The organism is Anaeromicropila populeti (genome assembly GCF_900112775.1).
In the GTDB taxonomy this organism is placed as follows: domain Bacteria; phylum Bacillota; class Clostridia; order Lachnospirales; family Lachnospiraceae; genus Anaeromicropila_A; species Anaeromicropila_A populeti.
Genome location: NZ_FOYZ01000006.1, coordinates 172,054 through 186,637, shown reverse-complemented (window position 1 = coordinate 186,637; position 14,584 = coordinate 172,054). Strand labels below are relative to the sequence as shown.

Genomic DNA, 14,584 nt, shown 5'->3' with positions numbered 1-14,584 from the left:
TTGTAGAGTTGCTTTATTTGATTTGTTTTAGTTAAAAACGACCTATATGCTTGTTGTTCCTTGGCACATAGGTCATTTGTATTATTGAATTGGTGCTACAATACCTTCAACCATATTGTCCACAAGTTTTTGAAGATCCGTTCCTTTTTCATTTCCTGCAACAATGATTGCTCCAAACGTTTCTGCTGGACTCCAGTAGTTTCCACCTACACGTTGTACCGTTGCATATTGTGATTGCTGTGCTAGTGCTGCAATTGCTGGATCGGATTGTACTGATTCAGAGGCTGCTGCTTCTACGTTAGCTGGTCCAAGGCCTCTGGTTTCAAAACGAAGAACCTGATTATCGTAGTTGGTCAGCCATTCACCTAATAACATTGCATAACCTGCATTATCTGAATATGCATTTACACCAATTAATTTATAACCTGCAAAAGATGACATCTGAACCTGATCTCCTGCTAATGTATAAGTAGGAAGTTTAGTTGCAGCATAGTTTTCGCCCCATGTTTCTTTTGCAACAGTTGCATTCCAAGTACCATTTACACCTGCAATAATAGAACCATCCTGAACACCTGTAACAAATGCTTCATCTGCCAAGCTTACAAAACCAGGATTTTTTGCAATATTAAGTAATGCTTCTGTAACATCTACACCAGAATATTTACCATCTGTAGCATTCCAGTCACAAACATTATTTACACCATCTTCAGCAAGACCCAGATTTAATCCAGCACCTTTAAAGAATGAATATAAATACCATCCATCATCCATTTTCATAGTGACTTTTTTGCCAGCATTTGCAGCAACTTCCATCATTTTATCAAAGCTTTGTACATCTGTTTCGGAAAAGTATTCTTTATTATAGAACATAAAATACCCATTATCTGCTGTCATTGGATATGCATATAATGTCCCATCTGCTGTAGCTGCCTGAACACTTCCTGACTCAGCTCCACCACACGCTTCAATTACAGCATCTGTATTAATCGAAATCGGCTGTAATGCACCAGCTGATACTAATTCATTTAATTGATCATCTGCAAAAGCAAATACGTCCGCTGCTGATTCAATATCAGTTAAAACAGTATCCTTTGCCGTAGACTCTGATTCCACCCCAAGTGAAATATCAAAAACCGCTTTATCTGCATATGCTTCTTTAAATCCTTCAATCATTGTCTGAAGCATTGACTGGTCTTCTTCAGAACCCCATACAGTAAGCTTTACATTTTCTAATTCAGCAGGTGCCTCTGTTTCTGTTTGGCTTGCAGCTTCTGTCTGATTTGCTTTTTCGGTAGTATCTGCTGAGTCATTCCCTTTATTTCCGCAACCTGTTAATGAAGCTACAATAAGTGTAGCGGATAATAGAGCTGTTAATAATTTTTTTCTCATCTTTTTTCCCTCCATAGATCATTTGTCCTGCTAGTTAAAAATCGTATCGTGCCTTTGTTAGTAATTATAACCTTGAAACATGATTACTACTCTAACCGGTCAAAACAACCTTCCTTGATTTTTAATTGCGCAATCGGTTGTTCTATAAATCTAGCATATCAGATCATTTTGTTATTGTCAATGTATATTTTTTATCTTTTAAAAGTTTTTTTTGTATACATATTGCACAATAAAAAAAAGCGCAAACAGTTATTATTTTTCTAATAACAACCGTTTGCGCAACTATACATTGTTTATTTTGTTGAATCCTTTAAAATCACCTGATACCCCAGCCTTGTTACCGTTGGAACCTCTTCTCCATCCAGCAGATCCAATATAAGTTTACCCGCCAGCATCCCCTCTTCTGTCGTATCAAAATCCACGCAGCTAATAGACGGATGATTATTTTCCAGAAGAATGCTGTTAAAAAAAGACGCTATTTTAATATCTTCTGGAATACGTATGCCCTCTTTATTGAATTTGTGAAGCACTGTATTGCAAATATTATCGTCCATACATAAAATACAATCTGCTTTTTTCTTCAGAATATCATCGATTGCTTTTTCAATTACCACATCATTTATCATATTCTCATATACCAATGTTCGGTCAACAGCCAAACCCGCCTGTTTGTGTGCATTTTCAAACCCTCTGTAACGGCTCTCTGTTACAATGTGTTTTGTATTTCCTCCCAGCAATGCCAGCCTGCGAAAGCCTCTCATAAGCAAAAAGGACACCAATTCACCGCAGCCTTCTGTATGATTGGCATCAATCTGTACAACCTCATCATCGGGATACAGCCCCAGCGTCACAAAAGGAATCTTCGTTGCTTTCAAATACTCCACTATGTTTCCATCGATTAATGTACGGGTAACAATCACCCCATCAACCTTTCGATTTGATATAATCCGTTCCAGATTTGATATATCATTTTCTGCAATATCAGCTACTACCACATCATAATCCCTTGCTGACAAATAATTGCACATGCCCACCAGAACCGTTTGGAAAAACACCTGTTCTGTCACTCCACATTCAACTGGAATTGTCACGCAGATATTAAATGTTTTTGACTGAGCAAGTCCTTTGGCAATTGTATTGGGTTTAAAGTTATGCTTCTCTATATACTCTAACACTTTGTTTCTAGTAGCTGGACTAATTCTCCCCTTGCCAGATATAGCACGAGATACTGTGGTTTTTGATACTCCAAGAGCTTCTGCAACATCTCCAATTGTCGTGTTAGTTCTATCACTCATTTTATTTTCCATTTTCCCTTCTCCTGTACACCAAGACACTTCATGGTCATTTTCATTTCACAAAAAATATTTCTCTTTAACCGTACCAAAGCTTTTGCAACTTGTCAATAGTGTTGCGCTTTTTTTGCGCAATAAATATTTATTAGTAATGCCCATATAAAAATAGTATTATGTATTGCCTTGTCTCTTGTGAGATAACATGATATAATGTTTATACGCGCAATCGGTTGTTCAACCTGGCAACAGTTACTTTACACATCAATTTGATAGGAGATTTTTATGAAAATAGACAATTTACTTCTAGGTACAGCCTATTATGCTGAGTATATGCCTTATGAACGGATTGAGGAAGACATGAAGATGATGAAATGTGCTTATATCAATGTAATACGCATTGCAGAATCAACCTGGAGTACATGGGAACCACAGGACAATGTATATGATTTTTCTGTTCTTCATCAGGTAATACAGGCCGCTTCCAAATATGATATCCAAGTTATTATTGGGACACCTACCTATGCAGTTCCTGCCTGGCTTGTTAAAAAGCATCCCGATATACTTGCTGAAACACACAACGGAATTTCCAGGTATGGACACAGACAAAATATGGACATTACCAATCCTCATTATTTGTTTTATGCGGAACGTATAATACGCAGCCTAATGGAACAGGTAAAGGATTATGAAAATGTAATTGGTTTTCAACTGGATAACGAAACAAAATCATATGATACCTGCTCTGTTACAGCTCAGACACAGTTCATTGATTATTTAAAAAACAAATATCCGAATATTGACCACCTGAATAAAGAGTTTGGACTTACCTACTGGAGTAACCAGATAAACAGCTGGAGGGATTTTCCTGACATTCGTGGGACGATTAATGCCAGCCTTGGAGCCGAATATGAAAAATTTCAGCGAAAATTAGTGACAGATTTTCTTTCCTGGCAGGCAGAAATTGTATCCGAATACAAGCGACCAGAACAATTTATCACGCAAAATTTTGACTATGACTGGAGAGATTATTCTTTTGGCTTACAGCCTGAAGTAAATCAATTTGAAGCAGCAAAAGCACTTACGATACCTGGTTTCGATATTTACCACCCGTCCCGCCATGAATTGACTGGAAAAGAAATAGCCTTTGGCGGCTCCATTGGACGCGGAGTAGCCCGCTATAACGGCGGTAATAATTATCTTATTTTGGAAACACAAGCACAGGGAAATCTAAGCTGGCTTCCCTATGAAGGACAGCTTAGGCTTCAGGCATATAGTCATCTTGCTAATGGGGCTAATTCTGTCATGTACTGGCACTGGCATTCTATTCATAATTCTCTGGAAACATACTGGAAAGGTATTTTGAGCCACGATCTTGATGAAAACCCAACGTACCATGAGCTTTGCCAATTTGGCCAGGAATGGTCTGCCATTGGTTCTTCCCTGAAAAATTTGAACAAGGTATGTGATGTTGCTATTATGATTGACAACAACGCTCTTTCTGGGATGAAATGGTTTCCTATTCACGAACAACTGAAATACAATGATATTTTACGCTGGCTTTATGATGCTTTCTACAACATAAATGTAGAATGTGATATTATTCATAGCTCCGAGAAAGAATTAAACAAATACAAACTCATTGTAGTTCCTGCCCTCTATAGTGCATCGGAAACAACTCTTTTACATCTGGATGGATATGTAAAAAATGGCGGCCACCTTCTTTCTACCTTCAAAACGGGTTTTTCGGATCCATCCCTGAAAGTATATGACGACCGCCAGCCTCATCTGTTAACTGAATGTTTTGGTATGTCCTATCAACAGTTTACCCTTCCACATCAGGTAAGCTTAGAGAGCTCCAAGCTGCCAAAGGATACTTATCCACTCTACTGGATGGAACTGCTCTGCCCCGATACCGCCGAGATATGGGCTTCTTATCACCATCCTCACTATCAGAAATATGCGGCTATTACCCATAATTATTATGGAAAAGGAACTGCAACCTACCTTGGCTGCTATTTTGATGGTAACTCCCTGGAAAAATTATTACTTCACTTATTACAAGAGATCAGCATTTCTCCAGCAGAAAATCAATATCCTATTATCATAAAGAAAGGCTTCAATGAACGAAATGAGGAAATTATTTATTACCTTAATTACTCTGATCAACCTGCTCCCTTTCTTTACCAAGGAAACAAAGGAACTATACTGCTGAAAAACAAAAGGCTTTGTAATGAGGATATTGAGCCTGGAACAACCTATACTTTGGAACCATGGAATTTAATTATTCTGAAAACCAGCTCCTCTTTATAACAATACCCGCAATTTTCCATAAAAACATCCCAGACAGCGGTCATCAGCTAATCTGGGATGTGATAGGATGCAATACTATTTTACTGTAATCTTACAAGTAGCTTTCTTTTTACTTCCATCCTTAGTCGTACATGTAATCGTTACTTTTCCAGCTCTTTTGGCAGTAACTTTTCCTGTGCTGCTTACTGTTGCTATACGAGAATTAGAAGACTTCCAAGTCACCTTTTTATTAGATGCTGAGCTTGGTGTTACCTTAGCTTTTAAAGTAACGGATTTGCCTTTTTTCAATGTCACCTTAGATTTATTCAAAGTCACCTTCGTTACATTTACTTTGTCCGAAAGAGAAATTGTGTAGTTACCCAAATCTTCATCTCCATTAAAATAAGTGTAAACTCTGATGTAAAAACAATTTTCTGTCAAGGACAATGATTTTGATTGACTTCCCTTTGCATAAACAGCAAAAGAATCCAACTCTATTCCATCAATATCATAAATTCGAATATCGACAGAAGGCACGTTGGTACTTTTTATGGTAAGAACAGGATGCAGTGTATCAGATTCTACATAAAACCAGTCTTCATCACCAGGTGCCTGCATCTCAAAACGGTTGGTAGTATTTTTTTCTAATGTATTTGCAGTCTCCAATGCATCTCCTGCTTCATCCTGCAATTCTTCAACAGTAAAGATATAATCAGCTGTATCATTTTTATATTCAGAGGCAATTTTCATGTAATAAGTCTTATCCTGCTCAAGGTTATAATACTTTGTTTTATTGCTATTAGAGCTATATATCACTAACTCTCCTATTTCCTCTTCATCTTCATCATAAAGGTAAAGTGTTGGCGCACCACCACTTCCTGCCTTATTCTTATACATCATAGTAAATGAATACCATGAATTTGCTCCACTATCTGAAGTAGACGTAGTAAAGCAATACCAGTCTTCCTCAGCCTTTTCAGAAATGGCATCCTCAATTTTTTCTCCAAAGGTAACTTCTTCTGCATCATCCTTGCTATATCCTGCTGCACTTACCCCTGCACTTTTTCCAAATACTCCTGCTGTTAATACCATACCAAATGTTAGGCATAACATACCCATTCTTTTCAATTTTTGATTAAACATTTTAATTCTCCTCCTATTTCATTTGTTAAATCTTTCTCTTACACGTTTAGATAAAATATAGCATATTTTATTTTTCATGTCAACTGAAATGCTAAATCACTATTGTATCGTTGTTTTCTTTATGATATACTACAAATACTTTATTTTTGTAAATTGTTTGTTAGAATTATATTAAAAAGAAAGTGGATATTATGACAAAAAAGGAAAAGAGACCAACTATAAAAGATATCGCAAAAATAGCCGGTGTATCTCACGTAACAGTTTCACAGGCTCTCCGGGATTTTTCCTGCATTTCTGAGTCTACTAAAACCAAAGTAAAGCAAATTGCCAGAGAAATAGGCTATACGCCTAATCTGGCCGCACGAAATCTTGCACTTCAGACACCTGCCTCTATTGGGATGATAGTTCCTACTCTTGGTTCTGAAACAGCCTACAACGAAGTGATCAATTCCTTATCAGAACTGGCTGCCCATGAAAAACTTTGTTTATTACTAGGAAGCTGTAACAGGAGTACCGAATTAGAAGCTTTATATTGTAAAATGATGTGTGAAAACAGAGTTGGCGCTCTTGTGATTGCCTCTTGTACCAGCGATGTCTCACATATCAAAGAAATATGTGACGGCCTGGTACCTATTATCTTTATTGGTGGAAAAACTGGAACCTCCGTTGAAAACTACATTTTGCCTGATTTCTATAACAGTGGAAAAATTGCCGTTGAACACCTTTATCATTTAGGACATAGGAAAATTGCACTTTTTTTATATTTTCCAGATAATAAAACTCTTCAGTTAAAGAAAAATGGATATCTAGATGCAATGGAAGAACGTGGTTTAGAACCTTTGATTTATTGGAATGGAGAAAACACCGATACCTTTCAAGCTGGATTTTCTTTGACAGAGCAATTAATTTCCAGAAACCAGCTTCCTACTGGCATCTGGTGTGCCAGTGATCTAATGGCGTCTGGTGTAATTGAAGCTTTAAAAATTCACGGTATTGCAATTGGAAAAAAAGTATCGGTTATGGGACATGATAATCTTTTCTTTTCAGCCAGTCCTTCTAATTCACTAACTACTATTGCATTACCGAAAGACGAGATTGCATTGACTGCTATGGACTATGCCAAGAAAATTATTGCATATAATACTGATTCCTCTATGCCAAAGCCAGATTGCAAAATTACTTTAAAGACTAATTTAATTATTCGAAATAGCACTGGCCGTCTTCTTTAGCGAAAACGGCCGTTTTATAAAGTTAATAACTGACAGCACTGGCGAGTATTGTCAGTAATGCTCCAGCTATCATATAGATTCCAACAAGTGGTGTGTAGAAACGAACCCAGTTTCCGTAACTCTCTTCTGAAACGGATAATACCCCATTTAGTGTAGTTGAAACTGGGGAGTATAAATTGGTTAATCCGTCACCCAGCTGAAACGCAAAAACAGCTGATTGCCTGCTTAGTCCTAAGCAATCAGCCATTGGAGTAAAAATAGGCATAACAAGTGCCGCCTTTGCTGAGCCTGATGTAATAAGCAAATTGATTGCTGCATTAAAAAAGAATATTCCTAAAAGCTGTGCCCACTGTGGCAAATGATATATTAATGCTGTCAATTCATAAGTAATAGTATCCAATATATTTCCTTCAGACAAAATCAAACGGATTGTTGCTGCCAACCCAATGACAAGTATTCCCTTTATCATTTTACTGCATCCCTCTGTGAAAATATTGCAAATCTGATTGATTCCAAAACCAGCACTAAAACCGATTACATTTCCGATAAGTAGAAATGCCGCCGTAATATCTGCTGTCTGCCACTTGTATGCAGAAATTCCAATTGTAAGAATAAGAAAACTAACTGCAAATTCAGTTAAAATGATAATCTGTTTCTTTGTCATTTTATGTCCTGCTTCCAAACCCTGTTCTATCTTCTGTTCTTCCTCCATGCTATGGTTAATATTTTTGTCCCTTTGCTTTTTGGCATAATACATAAGATATAAACTGGTTACAAAATTTATAACTACCAACACTACACATCTTAACCATATTCCAGAATATAAGGGCAGCTCTGCAATAATCTGAGCCGTTCCCACACTGAATGGATTAAAAATTCCTGCCGTAAATCCAGCGTTTGTTCCCAATGCAACCATTGCAATGCCTGTCATCCTATCCAGCTTTAACGATTGCGCTGCGGCAATGCCTAATGGAACAAAAATAACAGATGCCGTTGTTAACCCCATGGTAAAGCCAAATACAGAAAACAAGGTTACAAAAACAGGAATTATTAGAAGCTCCTTTTTCATAAATTTTTTTAAAATACTTTCACAAAAGCTTATCATACACCCTGTCTGCATAATTATCTCAAACACGCCGCCAATTATTAGAATAAAAAAAATCAAGGATGCTGTTTTCTCCTGGCAAAACGCCTCGAAAATTTTATGAAAAATCTTATATGGAGCCACAGGACTGCTCTCCACCTGTTTGTAACTGTTAGGCACTACAACTGTTTGATTTAAGGATTGGTTCTCAACACGCTGAAAATTTCCAGCAGGAATCATATAGGTTAATAAACTGGCTAATACAATGATAAGAAATAAAAATGCAAAAGTATGTAGCATTTTCCCATTTAAATATCTTTTCCTTTTTTGCAAAATTCGCTCCTTTCGGACAAGTCACCTGTTACCAAATAACATTATACTGAAAAAGCGATATATTAGCAATTTATTTCAGTCAGTCTTTCGCTCCAGCCCAATCGTCACAATGGAGGTAACTAGGGAAGCTGTGCAAAAGATAATAAGCAATTTGTTAGATATTTCGCGGTTTATAAAATTCATTGTTGGATTTAAAATATCCAGTATCCAGAAAATCACAAACATGCCTGCCAATACAATGGTTATGTGTGGCAGAACTCTCGTTAAAAATCGCTGAAATCCTTGTTTCATATGTCATTCACCTCCTATCAATATAATATCACTTACTTCTCTTCCTCCATCCGCAGGCTGGTTTACATACTCCCCCTGATATACCATAGCAGCCGATTTGCCTCCATCTAAATTATAAGCTAAAACACATCCTTCACCCGACATAATCTGTGCCAGTTCGCTTAAAGTTACCCCTTTGGAATACCCCTCATTCCTTCCATCAACTACAACCAGTATATAATGTCCCGGTTCTACATAGCCAATTGCACATCTGGGATTACTGCTATTTAAATAAGAATTGGTGTTGAATGAACCTAATATTCCACCACTTCCGTCTAAAAGAGAAGGTCCAAAGTTCCATGCTTGCCATGCACCTTCAGCAATTACTTCTTCTCCATCAAAATCTTCTGGAGAATAGGTTTTCATTGTTCCATCTGTGAATAAAACACATATGTCTGCATCATTAATATCCAAACGGTATAATATTCCATTTCGAATTACTACACCTTCTTCACTATTTCCATAAAAGTCACCCGATACCGCAAATACCGCATTATTCTCATTTCCAATATTCAGTACGGTGTCCTTAATATTTTTTCCATAAGTGCCTTCTGCGAATGCAGTTTGAAGATATTTGATATTGGTAACATATATATCTGCCACATAATACGTGATTTTATCACTGCCGCTTCCTGTTTCTTTCTGACTGATGGTTAATTGTACATTTTCATTTGTATAGGTTTCAAAACTATTTGTCTTTACCTGTGAAGAGCTTATATTTTCAGCATCGGTGGAATCAGACGCAATATCTGTTGTATTGGTATTTCCCGATCTGTCTCCTCCTTTCCTGCGGCTCCTTGTACTTTCCTCTGTTGTTTCCTCTGTTGTTTCTTCTGTTGTTTCTTCTTTTGTTTCCTCGCTGCTCTCTTCTGGTAAGGTAAAAGAATTGTCCTTGCTGTCGCTTACGTCTGCAATCACAGTTCCCTGGTTAGATGATTTTTGTGGTAATACATAATCAAACAGCATAAACACACCCATACTTGCCGCCAGCAGTAAAAGATCCATTACAATCATCTGGCTCACTGACATTCTTTTCTTCTTATGATTTAATTCATTTTTTTCGCCCATCCAATTCATTCCTTTCTGCTGATTTTTTAAATACTACTGTTTTTTGAATCATCCAGCTTAATGTAAATAAAACGATTTCCACCAGCAATTTTCCTAAAAGCAAATTATTTACAATATACTTCACACAGAATTCCAGTAAAATAGTATTAACTACAAGTAGTCCTATGGCCAGCAAACTATATTTTACCGCAGATTTCACAACATGTTCTCTGCTTTGAAATACATACTTTCTGTTAATGTAAAAATTGAAACTGGCACTTATAATCCTTGCTGAAACATTACTAAACACCATATTATGAGATAGCATTGTAAAAAAACTGTACAAACTATAGTCTAATATAAAACTTAGCAAGGAGGAGCATGAAAACTTTAAGATATCCGTATAAATACGAAAGGAATCTCGTAATACATGAAAGTGTGATGACTGGTTTTTTCCAATATATACTGTTTCAATAGAAACTTCCCTAATTTTCATTTGGGCTTTTGTACATGCTAATAATACATTCATTTCATATTCATACCGGCTTCCATATACATTTTTCATAAAAGGTATTTTATGATATCCAAATGCCCTCAGACCAGTCTGGGTATCATTTACTGCTATTCCTGATACCATGCGGAATACTCCTCTTGTAATGATATTTCCTATCTTACTTCGCAGCGGAATTTTCCCTTTGAAGTGTCTGCTTCCCAAAATAATTTCATCAGGAAAATTATCTAGTTCTTCACATACCTTTATCATATCATCTACTTTGTGCTGTCCATCTGCATCAACTATTACAATTCCTGAATTATCTTGAAAATTTTTTTCAACGTGATTCAGGGCAGTTTTTATGGCTTCACCCTTTCCTTTATTAATCTTATGGGTAAGTACTGTTCCATAGAGAGCTGCGGCATCAAAAATCTCCTCTGCCTGCTTTGAGCTGCCATCGTTTACAACTACCATTTTGTATTTTGTCTTCTCCTTGATTTCCCTAAGCAGTAAAATCAGATTATCACTGGGCTCATATGCAGGAATGACCACTATTATTTTTTTCTTCTCCATTTCTTCTAGCCTCCTCCATTTTTTATTCCGGTCTAATTATATTTTATTAAGCTTAAATAGGGTTAACGCAAAAAAAGAAAAATATGTTTTAATAATCGTAACTCGTATAAGGAGTTTGCTATGAGATTATTAACAATATGTTTGAGCGATTAGAAAAATCCTTTGAAGCAGTCTCATAAAATGTCAGAACTGATTTCCCATCTGCTTCTACTTTCCAGAAGGTAACTCTTTCTATTGAAAATAATTACATCGTGGGTACTGTTTCTGATAATGGCATCGGGATTGCTCATATGGTACCATTTATGCAACTAGTGAACTAGGTGTGGGGAGTACCTTCACATTTACTTTTCCATCCATGTAAGGAAAATCTTATTGTATACACCATGTATCTAACAGTAGTTTATTGTAAACTACTGTGCTAATTAATTGTTTTTTGTACTTGATTTTATTAAATAAACATGATATTCTATATTTTGTTAAATTTTCAATATGTATGCAGAATATAAGTATACATAAGTAGGTTTTATATTATTGAGAGGAGTAATAAAATGAACTGTACAAATCATACAGATACGGAAGCTTCCGGAACATGCGTATACTGTGGTAAATTCTTTTGTAAAGAATGCCTTGTAGAGGTAGAAGGTAAAAATTATTGCAAATCGTGCGTAGGAAAAGCTTTTTCTGAACAAAAAGAAGCTGCTAAGTCTTCAAATTCAGCAAATACCATTAACATAAATAATGTTGCAAATGCAACAGCAGTTAATGGTGCAAATACAATGATTAGCACTAAAAGCAGATTAGTTTCTTTATTATTATGTTTTTTCCTTGGAGTATTTGGAATACATAGATTCTATGTCGGCAAGGTAGGAAGTGGAATCCTTTACCTTCTTACTTTTGGAGTATTCGGAATTGGTGCTTTTATAGACTTAATACTTATACTACTTGGCTCATTTAGAGATAACTATGGTATGTTTGTGAAAAATTGGTAAAATCCTTAATGATGACGCTGGGCAACTTACTTCTAGGTTGCCCTTACCTTTTTACAAGCTGGAAACAATGGACTTCACATCAGTTATAACTTCCTAAAATATTCTGTTTTCAACTGAACCAGACTGCCTAAAGGCAGGACATCCTCTGTCAGTTCAACTAAACAGCCAAACACAGACAGCATGTTCTTTCTTAGTCCTGTAAACACTAGTGCTACTGCCTTTCACACGCAAAAGCTCCCTTGCAAAAATTAAAAGAGGTTCGCTCCACAGCTAAATTTAGCTATTTTACGATACCTCCTATTCATTTCTATTACTTGTTCTTTTTAATTTTTATTTTATTACTTTTTGAACTTTTTTTCTCTTCCTTTGCATCAGATTTTTTTTTCTGTTGCTTTACAATGATTTTAGCTGTCTTCTCAGTTGTATTACCAGAACTGTCTGTTACAGAATAAGTAACTTGATACGTACCTGCCTTAGTAAGATCCACATTAGAGCTGTCAACAACAATCTTATTGGTTAATTTTCCATCTTTTTTATCAATTGCCTTGACTCCCTTTAAATAATTGATTTTCCCATTTACATAAACATTTCTTTTCTTCACAACAATTAATTTAGGTGGTTCGTCCTTTTTCACAGTAACTGTTATTTTTTTAGTTTCTGTATTACCAGAACTGTCTGTTACGGTATATGTTGCTTCATATTTTCCAACTGTTTGTAAGTCTACATTAGAACTATCAACAACAATTTTATCAGTCAAATCGCCGTCCTTATTATCATCCGCAGTAACATTTTTTAAATAATCGATTTCATCTCCAACATACCCTGTCCTGTTCTTCACTCCGTAAAAAATAGGAGCTTCTGTATCCTCTACTACTTCAAAGCTTATCTCATCTGATTCCATTTCTCCAGAATCATCTAGTATGCTTAAAGTTTCTGTATAGGTGCCAGCTGTATTGTATATTTTGCTTTCAGAGCCATCCTCAAATGTAACGATTACCTCCTCAAAATCTGGAATCAAGCTCTCCGCAAATACTTGTTCTCCAACATAAAATGTCAGTTTCTCCTCATCATATTCTTCCTCGTCATAATTCTCCTCATCATAATCTTCTCCATCATAGTCCTCATCTTGTACGCTTTCTTCCTCTGATGAAAACTCATATGACTTTAATACTGCATCCTTGTTAAAAGTAAAACCACATAATACTGTAACACTTAACACCGTTACGCTCATTAAAATGAAAATCTTCTTTTTCATAGGCATTTCCTCCTCATATCATTTCTAACATATGGCTTCCACTAATATGGTATGGGATTGAAACTAATTTCCCTTGATACAATTATAACAGAAATAGCAATAATGCACAATATTTTTATTAATTATATTGCTTTTTTATTCAAATTGGCAAATTATACAATTTCATGCAATAAATTTAAAAAGTCCATACTGTCCACAACTAGTAAGTAGCATGGACAAAGCATGGACAAATTTTAATGTACAATTTTCAAACAATGGAAAGTATTTATTTTCCACAGCAATGTTTATATTTCTTACCACTGCCACAAGGACAAGGTTCATTTCTTCCGACTTTCTTATCTTTCACTATGGTTGTGGAACGTTTTTGCTCACGATACAATTCTTTACGTTTTTCTGGAGTAAGTAATGTATCCCATTGTGGCAGTTCGTACAACCAGTCTGCTTGTGCTCCTACCATATTATAATAAAGCTTCTCTTTATCAAAGTCTAAGCTTACTACTGTATCTTTATCCATTTCCTCAATAGGATTTGGAGTTTTTAAGCTGTCATTAATCCCATCTAAAAAACCTACCATGAAAGACAGCTTCATATCATATTTTTCTGCCAGTTCTTCTACTGTACCACTAACCACTACATCTGGTTCGGATAAAAGCTTCTCATAGATCGCCTTTTCCAAATTAAAATAATTGGCCCAAAATAATTGGCCCTCCTTTTGATTCGTGTCTATACTATATGCATAATCACGCCATTCACTTAATAAACTCATCTTATTACCACCTTTTTTCATCCGTTTTGGATTCTGACTGTTTACAAGTATAGCATAGTTCTATTTTAACTTTCAATAAAAAATAAGATTTTTTTCAAAATCATGTATAAGATTTTTCTGGTGGGTCATACTATTACTAATCTAATACATGAGGTGCCACAAAGTACCTAATGATTAGAGATTACAAAACGCGTATGCTCTAATGATAATTGGATCCCCCTCCAATTATTACAAGCAATTTACAAATGAAAAATTAAATACTTATCCTCCCCTTTTATAGCCCTGGTGTAGCTCCCTACTACACCAGGGTTTCTAACGGTTTAAGGAGGTTTACTTAGTACTTACAAACAATAGAGAAATTAGTTGCTTCAT

Annotated in this window: 13 protein-coding genes; 3 read left to right on the top strand and 10 right to left on the bottom strand. The window is 35.9% G+C overall.

The window, feature by feature from the left end:
• Nucleotides 1–81: 81 nt before the first annotated feature.
• Both BM305_RS09410 and BM305_RS09405 read right to left on the bottom strand, forming a co-directional pair.
• A complete protein-coding gene (locus BM305_RS09410) occupies nt 82–1,389 on the bottom strand; it encodes an extracellular solute-binding protein (protein WP_092560448.1) in 1,308 nt (435 codons plus the stop codon).
• Nucleotides 1,390–1,682: 293 nt separating this feature from the next.
• Nucleotides 1,683–2,696 (bottom strand): LacI family DNA-binding transcriptional regulator, encoded by a 1,014-nt coding sequence (locus BM305_RS09405; RefSeq protein WP_242940508.1) that lies wholly within the window; start codon nt 2,694–2,696, stop codon nt 1,683–1,685.
• A 267-nt stretch (nt 2,697–2,963) separates the two neighbouring features.
• Between BM305_RS09405 and BM305_RS09400 the strand changes: the two genes are divergently transcribed.
• A complete protein-coding gene (locus BM305_RS09400; RefSeq protein ID WP_092560447.1) occupies nt 2,964–4,991 on the top strand; it encodes a beta-galactosidase in 2,028 nt (675 codons plus the stop codon).
• A gap of 75 nt (nt 4,992–5,066) precedes the next feature.
• Here the strand turns inward: BM305_RS09400 and BM305_RS09395 are convergent, their stop codons facing one another.
• Nucleotides 5,067–6,113, bottom strand: a complete 1,047-nt coding sequence (locus tag BM305_RS09395; RefSeq protein WP_092560446.1) for an Ig-like domain-containing protein — start codon at nt 6,111–6,113, stop codon at nt 5,067–5,069.
• Nucleotides 6,114–6,304: 191 nt separating this feature from the next.
• Here BM305_RS09395 and BM305_RS09390 point away from each other — a divergent pair, with 191 nt between their 5' ends.
• The gene (locus BM305_RS09390) at nt 6,305–7,342 is read left to right on the top strand and encodes a LacI family DNA-binding transcriptional regulator (protein WP_092560445.1); all 1,038 of its coding nucleotides are present in this window, start codon (nt 6,305–6,307) and stop codon (nt 7,340–7,342) included.
• Nucleotides 7,343–7,364: 22 nt separating this feature from the next.
• Here the strand turns inward: BM305_RS09390 and BM305_RS09385 are convergent, their stop codons facing one another.
• From BM305_RS09385 to BM305_RS09370, 4 genes are all read right to left on the bottom strand, one after another.
• Nucleotides 7,365–8,726 carry a YfcC family protein gene (locus tag BM305_RS09385; protein WP_207649471.1) on the bottom strand — a complete coding sequence of 454 codons (1,362 nt, stop codon included), beginning with the start codon at nt 8,724–8,726 and terminating at the stop codon, nt 7,365–7,367.
• A gap of 108 nt (nt 8,727–8,834) precedes the next feature.
• Nucleotides 8,835–9,050 (bottom strand): hypothetical protein, encoded by a 216-nt coding sequence (locus BM305_RS09380; RefSeq protein ID WP_092560443.1) that lies wholly within the window; start codon nt 9,048–9,050, stop codon nt 8,835–8,837.
• A gap of 3 nt (nt 9,051–9,053) precedes the next feature.
• Nucleotides 9,054–10,157 carry a phosphodiester glycosidase family protein gene (locus tag BM305_RS09375; RefSeq protein WP_092560442.1) on the bottom strand — a complete coding sequence of 368 codons (1,104 nt, stop codon included), beginning with the start codon at nt 10,155–10,157 and terminating at the stop codon, nt 9,054–9,056.
• Nucleotides 10,141–11,202 (bottom strand): bifunctional glycosyltransferase family 2/GtrA family protein, encoded by a 1,062-nt coding sequence (locus BM305_RS09370; protein ID WP_092560441.1) that lies wholly within the window; start codon nt 11,200–11,202, stop codon nt 10,141–10,143. Before BM305_RS09370 ends, BM305_RS09375 begins: the two co-directional genes overlap by 17 nt.
• 548 nt (nt 11,203–11,750) lie before the next feature.
• Between BM305_RS09370 and BM305_RS19335 the strand changes: the two genes are divergently transcribed.
• The gene (locus BM305_RS19335) at nt 11,751–12,191 is read left to right on the top strand and encodes an NINE protein (protein ID WP_092560440.1); all 441 of its coding nucleotides are present in this window, start codon (nt 11,751–11,753) and stop codon (nt 12,189–12,191) included.
• Between the two features lie 83 nt (nt 12,192–12,274).
• Here the strand turns inward: BM305_RS19335 and BM305_RS19645 are convergent, their stop codons facing one another.
• The 3 genes from BM305_RS19645 to BM305_RS09355 all read right to left on the bottom strand — a co-directional run bounded on the left by BM305_RS19645 (nt 12,275) and on the right by BM305_RS09355 (nt 14,212).
• Nucleotides 12,275–12,397 (bottom strand): hypothetical protein, encoded by a 123-nt coding sequence (locus BM305_RS19645; protein ID WP_272481957.1) that lies wholly within the window; start codon nt 12,395–12,397, stop codon nt 12,275–12,277.
• Nucleotides 12,398–12,501: 104 nt separating this feature from the next.
• Nucleotides 12,502–13,446 carry an immunoglobulin-like domain-containing protein gene (locus tag BM305_RS09360; protein ID WP_177214661.1) on the bottom strand — a complete coding sequence of 315 codons (945 nt, stop codon included), beginning with the start codon at nt 13,444–13,446 and terminating at the stop codon, nt 12,502–12,504.
• Nucleotides 13,447–13,711: 265 nt separating this feature from the next.
• Nucleotides 13,712–14,212, bottom strand: coding sequence for an SEC-C metal-binding domain-containing protein (locus tag BM305_RS09355; protein ID WP_092560438.1), 501 nt, complete (start codon nt 14,210–14,212; stop codon nt 13,712–13,714).
• Nucleotides 14,213–14,584: the final 372 nt, after the last annotated feature.